This is a genomic window from Methylocapsa sp. S129, assembly GCF_009765995.1.
Taxonomy (GTDB): Bacteria; Pseudomonadota; Alphaproteobacteria; order Rhizobiales; family Beijerinckiaceae; genus Roseiarcus.
In genome coordinates this window covers 60,093-79,423 of the sequence record NZ_LMUI01000046.1, presented here as the reverse complement: position 1 = coordinate 79,423, position 19,331 = coordinate 60,093, and the positions used below count along the sequence as shown (strand labels likewise).

Sequence of the window (19,331 nt, the reverse complement as noted above, 5' to 3'; positions counted from 1 at the left end):
TATCAATTGGATTGCTTTTCCTGCGCCGACGCCAGCTGCTGGGATGTTCAACTTCCTGTGCGGACGCTTCATAGGTCAGCCTTTCGATTGCACTTCCCGTCCAGCGAGCCAAGTCCGCGCGCGTCCTCAATAGGAAGGTGATATGAAAGAGGCCCGCATCGCGTGGCGTAAGCCACCGCGCCGACGGGTCGAAGCGCAACTTCAACAGCACCTAGGCGCCGATCGTCGGATCGTCGCGCGTCAGGCACAGATGCGATTTGCTCCAAAGGAGGCTGCGAAGTCGGCGGGGGCGGGCCGCACCACGCCTGCGCATTCGCCGAAGCCGATGCGATGGCCGGAGCCTTGCGCCCAGCCCGCCAGGACGAGTTCATCGCCATCTTCTATGAAGGTGCGCGCTCCGCCATCAGGAAAGTTGAGCGGCTCAGCGCCGCCCCAGGTCAATTCGAGCAACGAACCGCGGCTCGCTTTGTCCGCTCCAGAAATCGTGCCGGAGCCGAGGAGATCGCCCGTCTCCATTTGGCACCCGCAGACCGCGTGGTGGGCCAACTGCTGCGCGAACGAGTAGTAAAGCTCGCGGCTGTTCGTGCGCGAGATAGTCATGGCTTCGGCGGCGCCTGCCGGACGCATGCGCACCTCAAGCTCGATGTCATAGAGCATCGGCTCTGGCTCGTGCAAATAGGGTAGGAGTTCGCGATCGCGCGGCGGAGCGGCGACGCGGAAGGGCTCAAGCGCCGCTTTGGGCACGATCCATGCGCTTATCGTCGTCGCGAAAGCCTTGGCTTGGAACGGACCCAGCGGCTGATATTCCCAGGCTTGGATGTCGCGCGCGGACCAATCGTTGAGCAGGACATAACCGAAGATCATCGCGTCGGCCTCGGACACGGTGATCGGCTCGCCGAGGTGGGACGGCGTCCCAACCACGGCGCCCAACTCGAGCTCGATGTCGAGACGGCGGCTCGGTCCGAAGACCGGCAGTTCTGCGCCTGGAGGTTTCGTCTGGCCAAGCGGCCGACGAATCGGCGTTCCCGAAATGACAACGGTCGAGGCGCGGCCATTGTAGCCGATCGGAATGCTGAGCCAGTTCGGCGGCAACGCGTTCTCCGGACCTCGAAACATAGTCCCAACGTTCATCGCGTGGTGGCGTCCGGCATAGAAATCCGTATAGCCGGCGACCTTGAACGGCAGATGCATCCTCGCGCTCGCGCGCGGGACAAGCGCCTGAGCGCGGAGATCCGCGCGCTCGCGCAGCGCGGGATCGCCGTCCTTCGCGAGAAGCTCGGTGAGCCGCGTGCGGACGGAACTCCATGCCTCGGGCCCGAGTGCCATAAAGGTATTGAGTCCGGGCTCCCTGAACGCCGCGCCGCCTCCGATTTGCAAGAGCCCAACCGTTTCTATCGCCTGCAGATCGAGTACGAAGTCGCCGATCGCCGTTGCGCATCTCGGTGTGGAACCGGCGGCGCTGAAGACGCCATAGGGGAGATTTTCGAGGGGAAAGTGCGATAGCAGCTCGTTTGCGCTCTCGACCCAGCTCCCGCGCCGCACTGCAGGTTTGGAACTGCTGCTCACAAGCCTTCTCGCGAGCTGTCGAAGGCCTTATCAAGACCGGCCCAGCAATCGGCGTAGTCATCTTGCAGGCCGGGCAGCGTCGCTGCGTATTGCGTGAGCTGCTGTGAGAATCGCGTCTCGAACATGAATGCCAGCGTGTTCTCGAATTTGACTGGCTTAAGTTCCGTTGTGCTCGCCTTGTCGAAGGCGGTTTTGTCCGGTCCGTGCGGCAGCATCATGTTGTGCAGGGAGAAGCCGCCAGGTGTAAAGCCACGCTCCTTGGCGTCGTACTGGCCGTAGATCAGCCCCATGAACTCGCTCATGATGTTCATGTGGTACCACGGCGGTCTGAAGGAATGCTCCGCCACGCTCCAGCGCTCTGGGAAGATCACAAAATCCACGTTCGCCGTGCCGGCCTCGCCTGACGGCGACGTCAACACCGTGAAAATCGAAGGGTCGGGATGATCGAAGAGGGTCGCTCCGACAGGTGAAAACGTTCGCAGATCGTATTTGTAGGGCGCGTAATTGCCGTGCCACGCAACGACATCAAGCGGAGAATGACCTATCTCCGCGACATGGAACTGCCCGCACCATTTGACGTGGAGCCGGCAGGGCGTGTCTTTCTCTTCATAGGCCGCAACGGGAGTCTTGAAGTCTCGCGAATTTGCGAGGCAGTTGGCGCCAATCGGGCCGCGCTCGGGCAACGCAAATTTCGCGCCGTAGTTCTCGCAGACATAACCGCGCGCCGGCCCCTCCAGCATTTCGACCTTGAACTTCATGCCGCGCGGCACAAGTGCGATATCGCCAGGGCCGACTTCGATGCGGCCGAGTTCGGTGAAGATCAGCAACCGTCCCATCTCGGGCAGGATCAGCAACTCGCCGTCGGCGTCGTAAAAGTAGTCGTCATCCATCGATGCGTTGACGAAGAATACGTGCGACGCCATGCCGACCTGTGTGAACACGTCGCCGGCCGTCGTGAGCGTGCGCAGGCCCGTCAAGAATGTCGTCGGCTCGGTTGGAACCGGGATCGGGTCCCACCGCAGGGGACCAAGCGAGAGACCATGATCGACGATGTGCGGCGCCGTTTTCCAATAGGGCAGGTCTTCGCGGCGGAAGCGGCCGACATGGCGGACCGACGGGCGCATTCGGTAGAGCCATGACCGTTCGTTCGCGCCGCGCGGCGCTGTAAAAGGCGACCCCGACAGTTGCTCCGCATAGAGGCCGTAGGCGCAGCGCTGCGGAGAATTTTGCCCCTGTGGCAAAGCGCCGGGCAGCGCCTCGGTCTCGAAATCATTGCCAAAGCCCGGCATATAACCGAATTTCGGGGTCGAGGCGGGAATCATTGCGGCGGAAGACGGGGCGATCTGACTGTCGAGCGTCATCGGTTTTCCTCCTCGAGCCGCCGCAGCATCGGGCTGCAAATATCATTTCATTTGAAACGAAAGGAAAGTCAAGCCTTGTCCGATACCCTCTCCAAGATTCTCGATGTCGACGAATTCCTTCCCTATCTCGTCACGGTTTTGGCCCGCCGTCTCAGCGTGGATCTCGCCAAAGTCTATCAGTCGCGTTTCGGCATCGGCATTCCCGAGTGGCGCGTGTTGGCGCACCTTGCAAACAACGAGAGGGTCTCGGTGCGCGACATCTACGAGCGGGTGTCTATGGATAAGGTCAAGGTATCGCGCGCGGCGGCGCTGTTGGAAGGGCGCGGCCACATCATCAAAAACGTCAATCTCGAGGATGGCCGACTTGTTGAACTGCAATTGTCGCCCAGCGGTCGCGAGCTGATGCGCAAGATCGCTCCTCATGCCATTGCGTACCAGGAAAAAGTGCTAAGCCGGCTTTCAAGCAGCGAACGCGAGGCGTTCCTGAGTGCGATCCGGAAATTGATCGCCGATCCCCCACTGGAGGGGCAACCCCTTTTGCGGCCGGTCATGACGCCGAGGCGACCGCGTCGAAAGAAATGAACGGAATTGCGACGCGAAAGATGCGCATGTCCTGTTCTCCGCGGACCTAACGCGTGGGGCCGAGACCGAGTATCGCTGCAAAACTAAAACAGTGCCTCGACATTTATGCTGCTGCCACCTCGTTCCGCTATCGCGTAGCGTCCGCGGTCAATTGTCAGACGGCTCGATAATCACGCGCAAGCCAAAGTTCGATCTCTGCGGCATAGGCCTCGGGTATATCTTCCCAGAGAAGGTGGCCGCCGTCCAACTCGACATAGCGGTTACGGGGGAGACGAGCTGCGAGGAATCGACCGTTCTCCGGCGGCACGATTGGATCGTCTCGGCCGACCAGGATTAGAATCGGCGTTTCGATTTCACCCAAGACCCGCTCAAGGCGCGGTAAATCGCGACGATAGGCGCGGACGAAATTGGTGGCGTCCTCGAAACGCCGTCCCGCTGATGCCTGTCGGTAATCCTCAAGGACTGCTGGAGGGGGTTCTACCCGCGCCGATTGCGAGACGAATCCAGCACCGATCGGGGCACCATCTATCTCGGCGAACGCTCCGAGTTCAGAAGCGATTAAATCCTTCAACTGTCCGGCGACGAGGTCTGTGTTGGCGGCGCCGCCGCCAACCACAAGGCTCTCAAACAGCTCAGGCTTCCGCGCCGCCGCGAGTAGGAAGGAAGATGTACCAACATCGGGGCCTATCGCATGCATACGACTGATGCCGAAATATGCGGCCGTCTGGAGGATGAAATCAGCCATACCTTCAGGGGATAACACCTCACGGCGACTTTCAGAGACTCCGAAGCCCGGAAGATCAAGCGCGATCAACGGATTCCCACGCCCTAGCACGGGAAGCACGTCACGAAAGGCGTAGATGCTTTCAGGCCATGGACTGGTGAGTAATACAGGTGTGCCCTGGTTCACCCCCGATCGAGCATACCGAATGCGTAGGCCGTCAATCACGGCGAACTCTACTGCCCCAATATCGGGAAGATCGTGATTCATGTCTGTTTCTCGCGTGAAAATGCTCGTTACCGCTTCTCGCCCTGACTTGCTCATTAGGCTTCGCGGCAACCGATACGAGCACCACCAGGAAAGATTGACCATACGCATATGAGGCAATATCATAACGGATCGTCTCACTTGAGTTGTAACCTGTGGACCCGTTGAACGATTGGATAAGAGCAATTCGGGCCGAGGGCGTGGTATTGGTGCGCACGCGCGTTCCGGACCCATGGGGATTCTCAGTTCCACCACGCAATGCCGTGGTGTTTCATTTCGTTGCGCAGGGACACGCCTTCGTGCGCCGGCCTGGCGCCGAGACGGTGGAATTGCGTTCCGGTGAGCTAGTCTTGTTTCCGCGCGGTAGCGCACATGAAGTGGCGCATTCCGCGCGTGGCAAAGCGATGCCGCTGGATACGTTTTTGGCTAGGTGGGACGGCGTTGTTGATAGCGATGCGAAAGCAAGCACGCTGATCTGCGGTCAATACAATCTGGATCAGCACCTCGCACTTCCGGCCCTGCGCGCGATGCCTCCAGCGATATCGCTCCACGCCGGTATCGAGCCTGGACACTCACCATTGAGAAACACGCTGCGCATGCTTAGCGACGAAGTTGAGGCGCCCAATTTCGGCAATCAGATCGTGGTTCGCAACCTCATTTCGTCCTTGTTCGTCTACTTCGTACGCGAGTGGAGTGAGGCATCATCATCCAGAACAGGTGACTGGTTCTCGGCCATGCGTTCGCCTTCACTTGCGCGAGCCCTCGCGCGCATGCATGAATCGCCCAATTACGCTTGGACGTTGGAAGAGCTCGCACGGGAAGCCGGCTTGTCACGTGCTGCTTTTGCCCGTCATTTCAGTACCTTAATAGGCGAGCCTCCACACACTTACCTAACACGATGGCGCATGGGTATCGCCGCGCAGTTGCTCGAGGAAACTAATCTACGGCTGGCCGAGATCGCTTCGCGTGTCGGCTATCAGTCAGAATTTTCGTTCAGTCGCGCTTTCAAATCGGTTCGTGGTGTTTCGCCGATTCATCATCGTCGGGCCGCATCAAATCCAGGTTGAATGTGAACGGAGCGCCAAGCGCCAGCAAAATGAGACGAATTGCGATGTAATCGCGCCTTTTGCGTATGGATATCCTTCCGGTGACGGCTTCAGTGTTTCGCTAAGTCGGTGCCTGATTCCAAGAGGCAACCGTCACAATGCGCACCCGGCTGGAGACAAGTGTTGTCAAAGATCAAGGGACGCCAGATTGTGCTCGCGGCGCGGCCGCAAGGAGCGCCTCGGCTGACCGACTTCCGGCTAGAGGAGGTCGACCTGCGAGAGCCGAGCGAAGGCAAAGTCCTCCTAGCGACTGAATTTCTCTCGCTCGACCCGTATATGCGTGGGAGGATGGATGATCGCAAATCCTATTCCTCGCCGACTTCTATCGGGAGTGTGATGGAAGGTGAGGTCGTCGCGCAGATCGTGCAATCCCGCCATTCGGAGTATCGCGTCGGCGACCACGTGGCGGCGCGACTAGGCTGGTGCACTCATGCGATTTCGGATGGCTCCGGCCTGACCTGCGGATTCCGACGAAGCCGGCCACGCATTCCAATAGGAAGCCGGCCACCGATTCCGATTTGAAGCCGGCCGGGGTTCCGATTTGATGTCGGCCACCTGGCGTCTGCTCCCGCGGATCGAAGTGATGATGTTTTGCTTGGCCGGATTGGTCAAGCGGACATGGATTTGGGCCCATAAAATGAGGAGAAGGTTCGGTGCGTGAGGACCGGATCGGGTGGCGGTGGGCAACGACGGGCGGAGCGCGCTTTCCAATGCGCCGTAGCGTAGCCCGTCGTTGTCCACGGCCTTGTCGCGCCGAGGGTGGCGCCAGGCGGCGTTGGTCGCGCACATCGATTCATGTCGATGATCCGCGCTTGCGCAAGCTCTCACCGGCCAGGTCGATGCGATAGGCGTTGTGAATGACGCGGTCGAGAATCGCATCAGCGAGGGTCGGGATTCCAATCATTTCGTGCCAGCGGTCGACGGGAACCTGGCTGGTGATGATGATCGAGCCTTTGTCGTAGCGATCCTCGACGATTTCGAGGAGATCGCGCGCCTGTTCAGGCGTGAGGGCTTCCGGCCCCCAATCGTCCAGAATGAGTAATTTGACGCGTGCGATGGAGCGCAACAGCCGGGCGTAACGAGGATCGCCATGCGCGATCGCCAGATCGGCGAAGAGCCTCGGAATGCGCGTGTAGAGAACGGAGATGTTTTCTCGACAGGCCTTGTGCCCGAGCGCACAGGCGAGCCAACTTTTCCCCAAGCCTGATGCCCCGGTCACCAGCAAATTGCGGCGTTCGGCGATCCAATCGCAGGCGGCGAGTTTGAGGAACAGGGCGCGATCGAGCCCGCGTGGACTTTGATAATTGACGTCCTCGACACTGGCGGGATGACGTAGGCGCGCCGCTCTGGCGCGCGCTTCGAACTGTTTCTGCCGGCGTAGCGTCATTTCGTATTCGAGCAGCAGGCCAAGCCATTCAGCGTGATCGAGACCGTGCGCCTCGGCTCTGTGTTCCAGTTCCCTAAACCCTTTGGCCAAGCCGTGGAGACCGAGGGCGTGCAATTGGTCGAGCGTGGGATGAGCGAGCATGAAGAGTTTTCCTTTAATGGTAGTAGCCGGGACCGCGCAGATTGGTGTGGTCAAAGAGCGTCGCCTGGCGGCTGTCCTTCGACGCCGCCTTGTCGCGCTTCTGGGCCAGGAGAGAGGCGACGCTCTTGCAATTGAGCGCGCCGAGTTCGAGGGCTCGGGCCGAGACCGCCTCGACGTGAGCCGGATCGACGCCCCGATAAGAGCGCAGGATGCCGAGGCAGGTCCGGAAGCCTTGTTCGGGATGCGGCCGACTTGCGAGCACGGCGACGATCAACCCCTCGGTGCTCGGTCCGATTTTGCTGGCCCATCGGCGGAATCGATCTGGCGTCCATTCGGCGTAGCGCCGATGCGAGCTGGGCATGTGGTCTGGGTCTGTCCCGTGCTTTCGGCCCAGGTAACGGCGCTGGTGGGCGCCGACGCGCTGGCCGCGGTGGAATATCTCGACGGTGCGGGCCGTAATCCGCACGTCGACCTCAGCGCGCAGGAGCGTGTGCGGGACCGAATAGAGGAAGTCATGGACCTCGATGTGGTAGTCGAGATTGACCCTTGCGCGACGCCATTCCGCGAACTCCCAATCGTCGGCGGGCAAAGCGGTGAGGGTCTGACGTTCAATCTTTTCGAACAGCTCGCGGCGACTGACGCCGAGTTTGCGCATGGGGCGCTCGTTCATGCGTTGCATGACCAGCGCGATCGCTTCATTACACTCGGCGAGCGAGAAGAAAGTCAGCTGACGCAAGCGACCCAGAATGTAGCTCTGGGCAAATCTCACCCCGGATTCGACTTTCGCTTTATCTCGCGGTTTTGCCGGGCGTGCTGGGAGGATTCCGACGGAATAATACGTCGCCATCGCGCCGTAGGTGCGATTGATCTCGGGGTCGTAGAACGAGGCCTTCTGGACGCCGCTCTTCAGATTGTCGGGGACCAGCAGTCTCGGCGAACCTCCAAAGAAGCGGAACATGCGCACGTGCGCGCCGATCCAGTCTGGCAGTTGCTGCGTCCACGTCGCTTCAGCATAGGTCAGGTTCGACGCGCCGAGCACGGCAACAAAAATCTCCGCCTCCCGGATTTCGCCCGTCGTCGGGTCGGCAATCCCGATCCGCTTGCCCGAATAATCCACGAACGCCTTGTCGCCGGCGACATGGTGCTGGCGCATCACCGGCGTCAGCCGCCTTTCGAACCCGCGCAGCAAATCGCAGAACCGGCTGTACCCGTAGCCTCCTGGATGGGTTTCCCGGTATTCCTCCCAGAGAATGGTCATGGTGACGCCGGGACGTTTCAACTCGCGCGCCAATGCCGCCCAATCCGGCTCGGCGCGCCGCCTCTGGCCCGGCGCTGCTCCGGCCCTGCCAAACAGCTGGCGCTCGAGAGCGTCATCGGTGGCGTCGTCCGGCAACGGCCATTTCAATTCAGCCGCCGTCGCCCGTTTCAAGCTGTCCTGGATCGTGCTGCGCGCTACCCCCAGAAGGCGCCCGATCTCGCGCGCGCTCACTCCATCGTGGTGAAGCCGCAATAGATATCGCATTTGCCGCATGCTCAGTTCCCGCCTCGCCGGCATCCCGTTCTCCTCATCGACATCGATGAGACGGGCATGCCGCAGTTGCTGATCTGCGGGGAGCAAACAAAGAGGACGGAAAACCGTCTCAGGTGGCCGGCTTCATTTCGGAACGGTGGCCGGGATCAAATCGGAATCCCTGGCCGGATTGAATCGGAATTCGCACTGACCCGGCTAGACGCGCGGTTTAATCCGATTACGACAGCTCTTGGGGTGCTCGGCATGCCGGGGCTCACCGCCTATGCCGGTTTGCTCACCGTAGGCAAGCCCCAACCCGACGAGACGGTCGTAGTGGCAGCGGCGAGCGGTCCGGTTGGCTCGCTTGTTGGGCAAATCGCGAAGATCAAAGGCGCAAGGGCGATTGGGATTGCCGGTGGCGCCGCCAAATGCGCTTTCGTGAAAGATGAACTCGGTTTTGACGCTGCGATTGACCATCGATCACCCGGCTTTGCTGAGGACCTGGCTGCCGCTTGTCCCAATGGGATTGATGTCTATTTTGAGCTTGTCGGAGGCGTTGTCTGGCAAGCGGTGTTGCCGCTGCTCAACGAACACGCCCGGGTGCCCCTGTGCGGGTTGACCGCCCAGTACAATAATCCTGTAAGCGATGACGGCGTGGATCACCTTCCCGCGACGTTCATGGAAATCTTATCCCGCAGCGTGACACTGCGCGGCTTCATTGTACGTGAGTTCTGGGATCAACGCCCCACTTTCTTGGACAAAGTGAGCGGGTGGATCTCGCAGGGTCGCGTCCATTTCCGGGAGGATATTGTCCAGGGTTTCACCAACGCTCCCGAGGCGTTCATAGGGCTGCTTGAGGGTAGAAATTTCGGAAAGCTGATCGTCAAGGTAGAGAGCGCCGATCATAAATGGAAAACCGCATGACCAAGAAACCATCGGCGATCGTTGTCGGCGTTGGCGCAGAGCAGGGGTTGGGCGCCGCACTCTGTCGCAAGTTCGCAGCGGAACGATACCACGTGTTCGTCGCTGGGCGAACGGCAGCCAAGCTCAAGCAAGTCGTCGATAGAATTGCGGCGGCCGGCGGCACCGCTGAGTTTGTCGAGCTTGACGCGACGCGAGAGGAAGACATTATCGCACTTTTCGATCGAGCTTACGTTGAGTCGGCTGACCGCGCGCTGCCCGATCTGGTCGTCTTCAATGCTGGCAATAACCAGCGCCTCGACTTTCGCGAACTGTCCGCAGAGCTATTCGAAGATTTTTGGCGGGTGGGTTGCTTTGCCGGCTTCTTGACCGGGCGAGAGGCAGCCCGTCGGCTAGTGCCATTGGGGCGAGGCACAGTAATCTTTACCGGAGCTTCCGGCAGCCTCCGGGGCAAGCCGGCTTACGCCCACTTCGCCGCCGCGAAGGCGGGTCTCCGGATGATCAGCCAGAGCATGGCGCGCGAATACGGACCGCTCGGAATCCATATCGCGCATGTGGTGATCGACGGCGGCATCAATGGCGATCGTCTGCGTGTCTTGCAGCCTGCGCGTGTTGCCGAGAAGGGGGAGACTGGTTTGCTTGGGCTGGATGCCATCGCCGAGGCTTACTGGTTCATCCACCGGCAACCTGCGACGGCTTGGACACAAGAAATCGATCTGCGTCCATCCGAAGAGATATTCTAGCCCGGCGACGGGTAGTCAGTCATTGGGAGATGAGGTACCCGCGATGGGTGGCCCAGTTCGAATTTTTTCTTACTTGCCGAATCCACGCCTTTGGAAGGCAACTATTGCCGGCAGGCTGTGCGACGTGGAGGTGGAGGTGCGTGGTGCATCTCCCGACGAATTGAAAAACTGGCTCTGGGATTTTGATGCCAGGCCGATCACCGATATGGATCTGGAAAATCTAAAAGGCCTCGCTCGCCGCAGCCGCAAGGGCTTCGGCGAGAGCTTCCTCTACAAGACTGACCGGTTTCTCGAAGCTCAGCCCTTCGGAAACGTTCCCGCTGCTTTCAGTGCAGACGGGAAGATCGGTGTTTTCGAGTCCAATAGCATTATGCGACTGGTCGCCCGGCTGGGCGCGAACCGGGCTTCCCTGATGGGAAACGGGCCTTTCGACTCTTCTCGCATCGACAGTTTTCTTGATGCCGGGCTGATGTTTGGGCACGACACACAGCGCTATCTCCTTGCGCTCCGCTCTGACGAGATTTCGGCAAGTGCTCACAGCGCGGCGCAACTGGCGCTGGCCAACTATCTCACCGGACTCGAACGGGCGCTGACGCGCAACCCTCATGGCCTCGTCGGCGCGGGTATTACGCTGGCCGATATCTGTTTTGTCTGCGAGCTTGCTCTGCTCACGAACGAGCAACAATTCGCCGAAACGTTGCGAAGCTCCGGACTTGCTCCGGTCCTTGCAGGTGAGCAATGGGCTGTCTTCCCAAGAACTTTGCTTCATTTCGATTCGTTGGTGCGGCACCCGGCCTTCTCGCCTGATCTCGAAGCCTACCGCGAACGCTTTGCCCTCATGCGTTGACCGCCTGCCGAAGGGGGGGCCGCGTGACCCAACCCGACACCAATATTTGCGTCGCGGCGATACAATTCGCTCGCGATCATCCGCCTCCGTTTCTGTGCATCAAGCCGTCAAGCAGGATCGCTGCAGCGAGTGCGATATTACGAGGAGGTGCTGGATTCGTTCTGGCGCCAGTGGTCTTCGACAGAAAAACACCAGTGTTGTTTGCCAATACTCAGCGAGCAGGGGCGCCCAACCTGCGCCCCTATTTCCCGATTCCGCGGACGCGATGAGTACCGCTGGCAAGTCGCCCTCGACGTGAGACGAATAGATATGAAATAGCGATCAATCGGCATTCATCGTTGAGCCGATTGGCGGTTCAGTGATCACGAAGAGTTGGCTCGCTCGGCGGGCCAATGAGACGCCACACGAAGGAGTAAACTTCATGCAACGTGACAAGATGAAAGCCGCCGTCGACACCATTTACGGCAAAGTCTTCAACGAGGGTCGAGGTGACTTGCTGCCCGGTCTAGTGGCCGGCCCGTACATCCAGCACAACCCGATGTTCCCGGACGGCACCGATTTCATCGTCAACTTCCTCAAACAGGTTAAAAAGGTACCTTGCGAGGTAAAGCGCATCGCCATCGACGGCGATTTGGCTTTCATCCATGTGCGGTATCTGGATTGGGGCGGCAAGGAAACTGCGGGTGTCGATATCTTCCGCTTCGACGCTGACGGTAAGATTCTTGAACACTGGGATGTGCTGCAGCCGGTGCCCGAGAGCGCGAACAATCAAAACGGCATGTTTTGAGCTGGTCACAGATGTTTGCGCACTGCTTTGTCGGTTCTGTGTCGGTAGGTCGAGTTCTGGGAGGATGGAACCAGCTGTGGCGTCCAGGCGCGTCCCAGTGCAGAGACTGCTCAGTGTCGGGTCCTGACGGCTGACCTCATCGGCCGTACGCTTCGGCTCAAGCTGCGGCGGGCAGGGGGGCCTCTTGCGTTGGACGTCGTTCTAGGTCAGAGGCCGCCCCCGCTAAGCTGACCGGCATCCCTGCCGCCGAGCGGATTAACAACCGCGTATCACCTTACATAAGCTGGACCGCAGCGCACTGGATGCGCGCTCGCGTTGCGAAGCGGCCGAGGGAGGATTGCGGGGCGCCTAAGGCCCTTGGGCCTGTACGGGTGAACCAGCGGCTCACCCGTATGACGATGGCTACCGCGCTACGCCGCCGGGATCAGTCGGCCCAGGGGAACGAGGGGGCCGAGCGGCAGGAGGTCGTAGAGAACCAGGTTTGCCGCGGTAAGGGGCAGCGTCCTCAGCGCGGCTTGCGCCGCTTCTTCCGAGTCAGCATTCAACAGGAAAACCGGACCTTTGTTCTCGACATACCAGAACTGCTCGAGCACGCCGTCGACGTAAAGCTTGAGAGTGGCGGCGGGCTCTTTGGGCATGTGGGGGGCAAGTTGTTCTCGCGGTACTTGAAGCTTTGCAATGGCTAAAAACTTCATCATCTTTCTCCTATGAGTTTGTTCGACATCGCGGAAAATAGAAAGTCTGCGGGTTGGACAATATCGTCGTAAATGACATTTTTGTGGTCATTTACGCCAATCCGAATACGCGGTTTCTATTGATTGTCACGGCCAGAGCCGTTAGCGCTGAATGACCTTAATGAGGTCAATTACGCCATGCGCATCGCAGTGCTCGCCCTTGAAGGGGTTTGGGATACAGCTCTCGCATTAACCATCGACGCATTGGGCGCAGCAAACGGCCTTTCCAATCGCCTGATGGGGGGAACGCCTCGCTTTGACGTGTCGGTTGTCGGCGTCCGGCGAACGGTGCGTTCTGGCCGCGGGATGGACGTTCCCGTCAAGCCGATCACGCCCGATCTGAGGCCGGACTGGGTAATTGTGCCTGGCCTCAACACCATCATGCCTGGCGTCCTCCTGGCTGCTCTGGCGCGTCCGGACACGTCCAAGGCAGTGGCGCAGTTGCTTCAATGGCGTCAGGCAGGGGTACAACTCGCGGCGGCGTGTGTCGGCACCTTCCTATTGGCGGAGGCCGGACTGCTTGATGACCTGGAAGCGACGACCAACTGGTCGCTCGCACCTCTGTTCCGGCAGCGCTATCCCAAAGTGCGCCTCAAAGAGTCCCGTATGCTGATAGCGGCCGATGGCATCGTGACCGCCGGCGCGGCCATGGGACATCTCGATCTCGCCTTATGGCTCGTTCGCCAGGCGAGCCCCGAACTCTCGAACACTGTCTCGCGCTACCTCTTGGCCGACCTTCGCTCGACCCAGGCAGCGTACATCATACCCAGTCATCTGGCCCATGCCGACCCTTTGATCACGCACTTCGAGCGTTGGGCGAGAGGCCATCTTAAGGAAGGTTTCTCCCTCGAGGCCGCCGCCGGCGCACTTTCGACGACTTCGCGGACGTTGCAGCGTCGTTGCAATGAAATCCTTGGCAAGTCGCCTTTGGCGTACTTTCAGGATCTGCGCGTCGAGCACGCCCAATCGTTGCTGCGCGGCAGCGGCCTTGACATTCATGCCATTGCAGCCGAAGTCGGCTACGTCGACGGAGCAACCCTACGAACGCTCCTGCGCGAGCGGCTGGGTCGTGGGGTGCGTGAGCTTCGAGCCGAACTTCTATAGCGCTGATTGTGGCCTAGCCGCTTGCGCGAAGCGACAACGACGCAAACCAAAGGTCTGTGCGCCATATATCATTCCGCGCAGCGGTTCCGGATCCTATCCGGGAGGAGAGCAGCGATTAGGCCACTTCCTCCTCGATGGTCTCGTCATAGACCGGATAGTCCGAATAGCCTTTAGCGCCGCCGTAATAGAAGGTCTCGCGGTCATATTTTTTGAGCGGCAATTCCTCCTTCAGGCGACGAACGAGATCGGGATTGGCGATGAAATGGCGGCCAAAGGCCACCAAATCGGCGCCGCCGTTTGCGACGATTGCGGCCGCGTCGGTGGCGTTGAAACCGCCGGCGGCGATGACCGGACCTCCGAAGATCGGCTTGAGGTTCTCCGCGGCCGCAGGAGGCAACTCGTCGATCTCCGCATTGCCCTTCACGCGCGGCTCGATGACATGGAGATAGGCGATGCCACGATCCCCGAGTCCTTTTGCGACATAGGCGAACAGAGCCCCGGGATCGCTGTCGTGCATCTCGTTGAAGCTGTTGCTCGGTCCGATGCGAACGCCGACGCGATCAGGCGACCAGACTGTGGTCACGGAGCCCACTACCTCGAAGAGGAAGCGGACCCGGCTCTCGATGCTGCCGCCGTAGATGTCAGTGCGCCGGTTCGAACCGTCCTGCAGGAACTGGTCGATCAGATAGCCATTGGCGCCGTGGATCTCGACGCCGTCGAACCCGGCTTGCTTCGCGCGCCCGGCGGCGGCGCGATACTGTTCGACGATCGTCGGGATCTCTTCCGTTCCGAGCGCCCGTGGCGGCGTCGCCGGGCCGGGCCGGGCCTCGAGAAGAACGCCCAGGCCGGCGTCGCCTTCAGACGGAGCGACCGGCGCGCCGCCATCGGGCTGCAGGCTGACATGCGAGGCGCGGCCGACATGCCAGAGCTGGAGCACGATGGTCGCGCCCTTGGCATGCACGGCGTCGACGACCTTCTTCCAGCCGGCCGCCTGCTCGTCGGTCTCGATGCCGGGCGAGCCGAAACCGCCATTGCCCTGACGGGCGATGTACGTCGCTTCGGCGATCAACAAGCCGCCTGCTGTGGCGCGGGCCGCGTAGTAACCCGCCATGGCCTGACCGGGGACGTTGCCCGGCATCTCGGCACGCATGCGGGTGAGCGGAGCGAGTACGACGCGATGCGACAGATCGAACGCACCGACGCGGATCGGGCCGAACAAATTGGACATATCCACGCATCCTTTGCGACGCTGGCAGCGTAGTCTGTGAGCGAGCCGGATTCCGATTATTTCCACCCAGCGCAGAGTCGAATTATCGTAGTTTTCCTTTCCACCGGAAAGGACATACTCCCCTCAAATCCTGCCAGTCGTTCCCATCAGGGGGCAGGCGCGGATGCCGAACGTTGTTCGATCTGATCGTTGACCACCTTCTTCGGCGCCTCGGCCAAGTTCATGTGTTGGACGAACGGGATAAGCCGATCCAACGACTCTGCGCCGCGGGCAACGATGCGGCGAGCATCATGGGCGGCAACTATCCGGGTGGCGCCTTTGCGCTCGGACCGGCGATCACATTCGGCAATATTGCGGGGATACACCTCGCTGGTGCGAACGCCTGATAGCGCGTTGCAGGCATGAATGTTGGCACGGTTTGAAATGTGGAGCCCATGATCCAAAACTGGAAGCACGCCCCCGCGTTTCCGGGAGTACACTCTGGCAGAGTTAGAGGTGCTCCTCATTTTTGTTGACATTCGATAATCGCAACATAATATGTAATAGACAAATCCGCTACAGAGGCCACTACCCATGGGAAATCTACATCACAATATGCCGCTGGCTGACGTTGAGGTCCGCGCCAGGGCGCTCAAAGAAGCGCTTGAGGACAAGGGCCTGATCTCGGCGGAATACATCGAGAAGTGGAAGGACACCTTTGACAGCTGGGTACCCGAGAACGGGGCCAAGATGGTGGCGCGGGCCTGGACCGATCCAGAGTATAGGGCGCGTCTTCTCAGCGATGCGGCGTCGGCAGGCGCCGAGCTGGGTTTCGGCGGCGTCGAAGGCGGCTTCATTGTCGCGCTCGAGAATACAAAGGAACTCCAGAACGTGATCGTGTGCTCGCTCTGCTCCTGCACCGCATGGCCGATCCTTGGCTTGCCGCCGGAGTGGTACAAGAGCTTCGAATATCGCTCCCGCATCGTTCGCGAGCCGAGGCGAGTCCTGAGCGAACTCGGCTTCGACGTTCCGGAAGGCGTCAAGATCAGGGTTTGGGACACGACTGCCGAGACCCGCTACATGGTGCTTCCAGTGCGTCCGGAGGGCACCGAAAACTGGACGCGGGAGCAACTCGAGCGGATTGTGACAAAGGAGACGCTCATTGGCACCGTCAATCCCGATCCCAACAGCGTCACTGAACTGACGCCTGCCAGCGCCCAAGCGCACTGAGAAATTCGGGGGTAAGCATGGACGGAATCGCTGATATTGGCGGCAAGCAGGGCTTCGGCCGTATGCCGGAGCAACGCGATAACCTCCCCTTTCATCATGACTGGGAGCCATTTACCTATGTTGCGGCACTCCTGGCCGCAGAAAAGGGCTGGTGGACTTTCGACAGCGGTCGGCACGCGATCGAACGAATTTCGCCCAGGGACTACATGCGGGCCGGCTATTTCGAGCGCGTACTGATCGGAATGGCGACCCTGTACGTCGAGCACGAGCTCCTTAGACACGACGAGCTTGAAGAACGTGCCGGAGGCGAGGGAAGCTTTCCGCTATCCCCCGCGATCGGTCCTGGACAGGCGAGCCGTCGCCACCGACCGGAATTCAAAGTTGGCGACAAAGTCGTCGTGAGGAATGAGTCACCGACCGGTCACAGCCGTGCACCGAGATATTGCCATGGCAAACGCGGCGAGATCGTCGGGATCGCGCCGAAGGCTCATTTTCCTGGCGAAATGGCCCACAAGGTTGATGCGGCTCACGAGCATACCTATCATGTTCGGTTCGAAGGTTCCGAACTCTGGAGCGAAGTCAAGGACGGGTCGTCCGTCGTCGTGGATCTGTTCGCGAGCTATCTGGATCCGCCGAATTGATCGCTTGGCGGTCTCTGTTCAAGGGACCGCCGGTTCGACCACAACGAGAGTTGCGACGATGGACCCCGTCGAATCGCGACAGGAAACTGTGCTTCCTGTCACAGTCTTGTCTGGCTTTCTCGGTGCTGGAAAAAGCACATTGCTGAACCACATCCTGCGCAATCGACAGGGGATGAGGGTTGCGGTCATTGTCAACGACATGAGCGAGATAAACATAGACGCTCACGAAGTGAGAAGTTCGGCTGTCCTGCATCGAACACAGGAGAAACTGGTCGAACTGACGAACGGCTGCATTTGCTGCACCCTGCGCGAGGACCTGCTGGAGGCCGTCGCTGATCTCGCAGGCGAGCACAAATACGACCACCTCGTGATCGAATCGTCCGGAATTTCCGAGCCGATCCACGTCGCGGAGACCTTCTCGTTTGTCGGCAGCGCGTTTCGCCCTCTTTCCGACCTCGCACAAATCAGCTCGATGGTAACCGTCGTCGACGCCGAGCGCTTCCTGCCTGACTATCTGGCAGAAAAAACGCTGACGGCTTTGGGGCAGGCTCGCGACGATGAAGACCGGCGGACGCTGGGCAAATTGCTTGCGGAGCAAATAGAATTCGCGGACCTCGTGCTTATCAACAAGTGCGACCTCGCCGACGGAACTACGATAGACGAAGTCAAGTCCGTTATCCGCGCCCTGAATCCCGAAGCCGAGATCATTGAAGTGGTCAAGGGAGATATCCCGGTCGACGAGCTCCTGTCGAAGCGTCGGTTCAATTTCGAGCAGGCTACGCGAGCGTCCAGTTGGATGCGCGAAATGCGGGGACAAGAGACATCGGAGACCGAGGAATACGGCGTTTCGTCTGCCGCGTACAAAGCGCGGGTGCCGTTTCATCATCGTCGCTTCCTAAGCTTTCTCGGACGGAGGTGGACGAATGGCCGATTGCTGCGCTCCAAGGGCTACTTCTGGCTCGCGAGCGAGATCACGGACACGTACACCCTGGCGCAGACCGGTGGCGCGTTTTCATTCGAAAAGACGGGGCGTTGGTGGCGGTTCGTTGCACCCGAGCTATGGCCGGATGATTATCGCAAGGACCATATTCAAAGCCAGTGGGACGAGAACAGCGGCGATTGCAGGCAGGAGATCGTGTTCATTGGACAGGGCATCGACTTTGCTGCCCTTTTTTCGGAGCTGGACAGCTGCCTTCTGACGACGGACGAGGTGCAGTTGGGTGTCAAAAGCTGGCGAAGCCTTTGATCAATGGCGGCGGGTCCATCATTCGCCTGGCGACGTACAGGTAAACCATGCCCTCAACGATATGCAAAGCTGACTCCGGAGTTCCGCGCCATGTCGTCCTGGTGATGTACGAGCAGGCCAAATTGCTCGACATCACGGGGCCCTTCCAGGTTTTCAATGATGCTTGCACTGCCGATGGGACGCCCGCCTATTCGGTTACGTTGGCTTCGGAGAATGGCGGGCAAATCCGAACCGACGCTGGAGTGGCGCTTTCGACGAAAACGATTCACGAAGCGTTGGCCGCAGACGTCGATACTTTGCTCGTTGTGGGTGGCGCCCCGGCAGAAACGGCAATCGCGACCGCGTCCCTGCGAGCATGTCTTAGCGGTTATCTCGACAAGCCCCGCCGCGTGGGCTCGATTTGCACAGGCGCCTTCATTCTTGCGGAATTGGGAGTTCTGAATGGGCTCGAGGCGACAACGCATTGGGCCAGATGTGAGAAATTCGAGACTTTGTACCCAGAGGTAAAGCTCAAACCTGACGCCATTTTTGTCTCATCGGGCGGTGTCTGGACCTCCGCCGGCGTCGCGGCCGGGATCGACATGGCCCTAGCGATTGTTGAACACGATCTCGGCAACGATATTGCGCTTAGGCTCGCACGCGAACTGGTGCTCTTTCTCAAGCGGCCAGGTGGACAGTCGCAGTTCAGCGTGGAGTTACAGCGCCAGTTCCGTGACGCTCGAGGGAAGTTCGATAATCTGCACAACTGGATCCGTTCGAATCTACCTGGAGACCTGTCGGTCCCGGCTTTGGCTGCTGCCGCCAATATGAGCCCTCGAAATTTCGCTCGCGTCTATCTCCGTGAGACGGGTGAGAGTCCGGCGAAGGCTGTCGAGCAAATTCGCGTCGAGGCGGCCAGAAGGCTGCTGGAGACGGCGACAGACACCATCCAAAACATTGCCGATCGGATCGGCTTCGGCGACGACGAACGCATGCGTCGTGCGTTCCTCAAGACTTACGGCGTGTCGCCGCAAGACTTTCGCAGCCGGTTTGGCCGCACGCTTCGTTGGCAGCCTCCCAAGAAATCTTTTCGGATCGTGGACCTTGTTGGCAGTCGTCGCGGTGACGGAAGCGGTCAGTCGCCAGATGCGTCTTAGGCACTTCAAGGATCGCAGATCCATCCGGATTTGAATCGGTGCCTTGCGCGATTCAGACGGCCCAACTCGGCACTACTGTTTTGGGCAGAAAAGG

20 protein-coding genes are annotated in these 19,331 nt (G+C 60.0%); 13 read left to right on the top strand and 7 right to left on the bottom strand.

Going from position 1 to position 19,331, the window contains the following annotated elements; translation table 11 throughout:
- Nucleotides 1-240 precede the first annotated feature (240 nt).
- Nucleotides 241-1,566: a fumarylacetoacetase gene (fahA, locus tag GSQ90_RS23790; protein ID WP_210254959.1), complete on the bottom strand. Its 1,326-nt coding sequence runs from the start codon at nt 1,564-1,566 to the stop codon at nt 241-243.
- Nucleotides 1,563-2,888 (bottom strand): homogentisate 1,2-dioxygenase, encoded by a 1,326-nt coding sequence (hmgA, locus tag GSQ90_RS23785; protein ID WP_246731750.1) that lies wholly within the window; start codon nt 2,886-2,888, stop codon nt 1,563-1,565. The genes fahA and hmgA overlap by 4 nt, the downstream gene beginning before the upstream one ends.
- A gap of 195 nt (nt 2,889-3,083) precedes the next feature.
- Between hmgA and GSQ90_RS23780 the strand changes: the two genes are divergently transcribed.
- Nucleotides 3,084-3,509, top strand: coding sequence for a MarR family winged helix-turn-helix transcriptional regulator (locus GSQ90_RS23780; protein ID WP_246731744.1), 426 nt, complete (start codon nt 3,084-3,086; stop codon nt 3,507-3,509).
- Between the two features lie 154 nt (nt 3,510-3,663).
- Here the strand turns inward: GSQ90_RS23780 and GSQ90_RS23775 are convergent, their stop codons facing one another.
- Nucleotides 3,664-4,500: an alpha/beta fold hydrolase gene (locus tag GSQ90_RS23775; RefSeq protein WP_158817455.1), complete on the bottom strand. Its 837-nt coding sequence runs from the start codon at nt 4,498-4,500 to the stop codon at nt 3,664-3,666.
- A gap of 152 nt (nt 4,501-4,652) precedes the next feature.
- On the opposite strand from GSQ90_RS23775, the gene GSQ90_RS23770 reads away from it, so the two are divergent.
- Together GSQ90_RS23770 and GSQ90_RS23765 are read left to right on the top strand one after the other, a co-directional pair.
- Nucleotides 4,653-5,564, top strand: a complete 912-nt coding sequence (locus GSQ90_RS23770; RefSeq protein WP_210254958.1) for an AraC family transcriptional regulator — start codon at nt 4,653-4,655, stop codon at nt 5,562-5,564.
- A gap of 108 nt (nt 5,565-5,672) precedes the next feature.
- Nucleotides 5,673-6,125, top strand: a complete 453-nt coding sequence (locus GSQ90_RS23765) for a hypothetical protein (RefSeq protein WP_371418438.1) — start codon at nt 5,673-5,675, stop codon at nt 6,123-6,125.
- Between the two features lie 271 nt (nt 6,126-6,396).
- On the opposite strand, the gene istB is transcribed toward GSQ90_RS23765, so the two are convergent.
- Together istB and istA are read right to left on the bottom strand one after the other, a co-directional pair.
- Entirely contained in the window at nt 6,397-7,131 is a 735-nt protein-coding gene (gene istB / locus GSQ90_RS23760; RefSeq protein ID WP_158817453.1) for an IS21-like element helper ATPase IstB, read from the bottom strand.
- A gap of 13 nt (nt 7,132-7,144) precedes the next feature.
- Nucleotides 7,145-8,662, bottom strand: a complete 1,518-nt coding sequence (gene istA, locus GSQ90_RS23755) for an IS21 family transposase (protein WP_174247530.1) — start codon at nt 8,660-8,662, stop codon at nt 7,145-7,147.
- A 57-nt stretch (nt 8,663-8,719) separates the two neighbouring features.
- Here istA and GSQ90_RS23750 point away from each other — a divergent pair, with 57 nt between their 5' ends.
- The 4 genes from GSQ90_RS23750 (at nt 8,720) to GSQ90_RS23735 (ending at nt 11,939) form a co-directional block, all read left to right on the top strand.
- Entirely contained in the window at nt 8,720-9,565 is an 846-nt protein-coding gene (locus GSQ90_RS23750) for an NADP-dependent oxidoreductase (protein ID WP_158817451.1), read from the top strand.
- Nucleotides 9,562-10,305: an SDR family NAD(P)-dependent oxidoreductase gene (locus GSQ90_RS23745; protein WP_158817450.1), complete on the top strand. Its 744-nt coding sequence runs from the start codon at nt 9,562-9,564 to the stop codon at nt 10,303-10,305. Before GSQ90_RS23750 ends, GSQ90_RS23745 begins: the two co-directional genes overlap by 4 nt.
- 43 nt (nt 10,306-10,348) lie before the next feature.
- Nucleotides 10,349-11,152 (top strand): glutathione S-transferase, encoded by an 804-nt coding sequence (locus GSQ90_RS23740; protein ID WP_158817449.1) that lies wholly within the window; start codon nt 10,349-10,351, stop codon nt 11,150-11,152.
- A gap of 421 nt (nt 11,153-11,573) precedes the next feature.
- On the top strand, nt 11,574-11,939 hold the full coding sequence (locus GSQ90_RS23735) for a nuclear transport factor 2 family protein (RefSeq protein ID WP_210254957.1): 366 nt from the start codon (nt 11,574-11,576) through the stop codon (nt 11,937-11,939).
- Between the two features lie 410 nt (nt 11,940-12,349).
- Here GSQ90_RS23735 and GSQ90_RS23730 read toward each other — a convergent pair whose 3' ends face one another.
- Nucleotides 12,350-12,634 carry a hypothetical protein gene (locus GSQ90_RS23730; RefSeq protein WP_158817448.1) on the bottom strand — a complete coding sequence of 95 codons (285 nt, stop codon included), beginning with the start codon at nt 12,632-12,634 and terminating at the stop codon, nt 12,350-12,352.
- A 177-nt stretch (nt 12,635-12,811) separates the two neighbouring features.
- Between GSQ90_RS23730 and GSQ90_RS23725 the strand changes: the two genes are divergently transcribed.
- The gene (locus GSQ90_RS23725) at nt 12,812-13,777 is read left to right on the top strand and encodes a GlxA family transcriptional regulator (protein ID WP_158817447.1); all 966 of its coding nucleotides are present in this window, start codon (nt 12,812-12,814) and stop codon (nt 13,775-13,777) included.
- A gap of 115 nt (nt 13,778-13,892) precedes the next feature.
- Here GSQ90_RS23725 and GSQ90_RS23720 read toward each other — a convergent pair whose 3' ends face one another.
- On the bottom strand, nt 13,893-15,005 hold the full coding sequence (locus GSQ90_RS23720; protein ID WP_158817446.1) for an alkene reductase: 1,113 nt from the start codon (nt 15,003-15,005) through the stop codon (nt 13,893-13,895).
- Nucleotides 15,006-15,178: 173 nt separating this feature from the next.
- Here GSQ90_RS23720 and GSQ90_RS23715 point away from each other — a divergent pair, with 173 nt between their 5' ends.
- From GSQ90_RS23715 to GSQ90_RS23695, 5 genes are all read left to right on the top strand, one after another.
- Nucleotides 15,179-15,391 (top strand): hypothetical protein, encoded by a 213-nt coding sequence (locus tag GSQ90_RS23715; protein ID WP_158817445.1) that lies wholly within the window; start codon nt 15,179-15,181, stop codon nt 15,389-15,391.
- A 208-nt stretch (nt 15,392-15,599) separates the two neighbouring features.
- Nucleotides 15,600-16,214, top strand: coding sequence for a nitrile hydratase subunit alpha (nthA, locus tag GSQ90_RS23710; protein ID WP_246731743.1), 615 nt, complete (start codon nt 15,600-15,602; stop codon nt 16,212-16,214).
- Between the two features lie 17 nt (nt 16,215-16,231).
- Complete coding sequence (gene nthB / locus GSQ90_RS23705) at nt 16,232-16,855, top strand: nitrile hydratase subunit beta (RefSeq protein WP_158817443.1); 624 nt, start codon at nt 16,232-16,234, stop codon at nt 16,853-16,855.
- Between the two features lie 58 nt (nt 16,856-16,913).
- Complete coding sequence (locus GSQ90_RS23700) at nt 16,914-18,101, top strand: GTP-binding protein (protein WP_158817442.1); 1,188 nt, start codon at nt 16,914-16,916, stop codon at nt 18,099-18,101.
- Between the two features lie 47 nt (nt 18,102-18,148).
- The gene (locus tag GSQ90_RS23695) at nt 18,149-19,237 is read left to right on the top strand and encodes a GlxA family transcriptional regulator (RefSeq protein ID WP_158817441.1); all 1,089 of its coding nucleotides are present in this window, start codon (nt 18,149-18,151) and stop codon (nt 19,235-19,237) included.
- Nucleotides 19,238-19,331: the final 94 nt, after the last annotated feature.

What these genes read in the sequence shown, in the direction of transcription:
- hmgA (WP_246731750.1), bottom strand. Translation starts at nt 2,888, where the DNA reads ATGATTCCCGCCTCGACCCCGAAATTCGGTTATATGCCGGGCTTTGGC.
- GSQ90_RS23775 (WP_158817455.1), bottom strand. Translation starts at nt 4,500, where the DNA reads ATGAATCACGATCTTCCCGATATTGGGGCAGTAGAGTTCGCCGTGATT.
- istB (WP_158817453.1), bottom strand. Translation starts at nt 7,131, where the DNA reads ATGCTCGCTCATCCCACGCTCGACCAATTGCACGCCCTCGGTCTCCAC.
- istA (WP_174247530.1), bottom strand. Translation starts at nt 8,662, where the DNA reads ATGCGGCAAATGCGATATCTATTGCGGCTTCACCACGATGGAGTGAGC.
- GSQ90_RS23750 (WP_158817451.1), top strand. Translation starts at nt 8,720, where the DNA reads ATGCCGCAGTTGCTGATCTGCGGGGAGCAAACAAAGAGGACGGAAAAC.
- GSQ90_RS23745 (WP_158817450.1), top strand. Translation starts at nt 9,562, where the DNA reads ATGACCAAGAAACCATCGGCGATCGTTGTCGGCGTTGGCGCAGAGCAG.
- GSQ90_RS23740 (WP_158817449.1), top strand. Translation starts at nt 10,349, where the DNA reads ATGGGTGGCCCAGTTCGAATTTTTTCTTACTTGCCGAATCCACGCCTT.
- GSQ90_RS23735 (WP_210254957.1), top strand. Translation starts at nt 11,574, where the DNA reads ATGCAACGTGACAAGATGAAAGCCGCCGTCGACACCATTTACGGCAAA.
- GSQ90_RS23730 (WP_158817448.1), bottom strand. Translation starts at nt 12,634, where the DNA reads ATGAAGTTTTTAGCCATTGCAAAGCTTCAAGTACCGCGAGAACAACTT.
- GSQ90_RS23725 (WP_158817447.1), top strand. Translation starts at nt 12,812, where the DNA reads ATGCGCATCGCAGTGCTCGCCCTTGAAGGGGTTTGGGATACAGCTCTC.
- GSQ90_RS23720 (WP_158817446.1), bottom strand. Translation starts at nt 15,005, where the DNA reads ATGTCCAATTTGTTCGGCCCGATCCGCGTCGGTGCGTTCGATCTGTCG.
- nthA (WP_246731743.1), top strand. Translation starts at nt 15,600, where the DNA reads ATGCCGCTGGCTGACGTTGAGGTCCGCGCCAGGGCGCTCAAAGAAGCG.
- nthB (WP_158817443.1), top strand. Translation starts at nt 16,232, where the DNA reads ATGGACGGAATCGCTGATATTGGCGGCAAGCAGGGCTTCGGCCGTATG.
- GSQ90_RS23700 (WP_158817442.1), top strand. Translation starts at nt 16,914, where the DNA reads ATGGACCCCGTCGAATCGCGACAGGAAACTGTGCTTCCTGTCACAGTC.
- GSQ90_RS23695 (WP_158817441.1), top strand. Translation starts at nt 18,149, where the DNA reads ATGCCCTCAACGATATGCAAAGCTGACTCCGGAGTTCCGCGCCATGTC.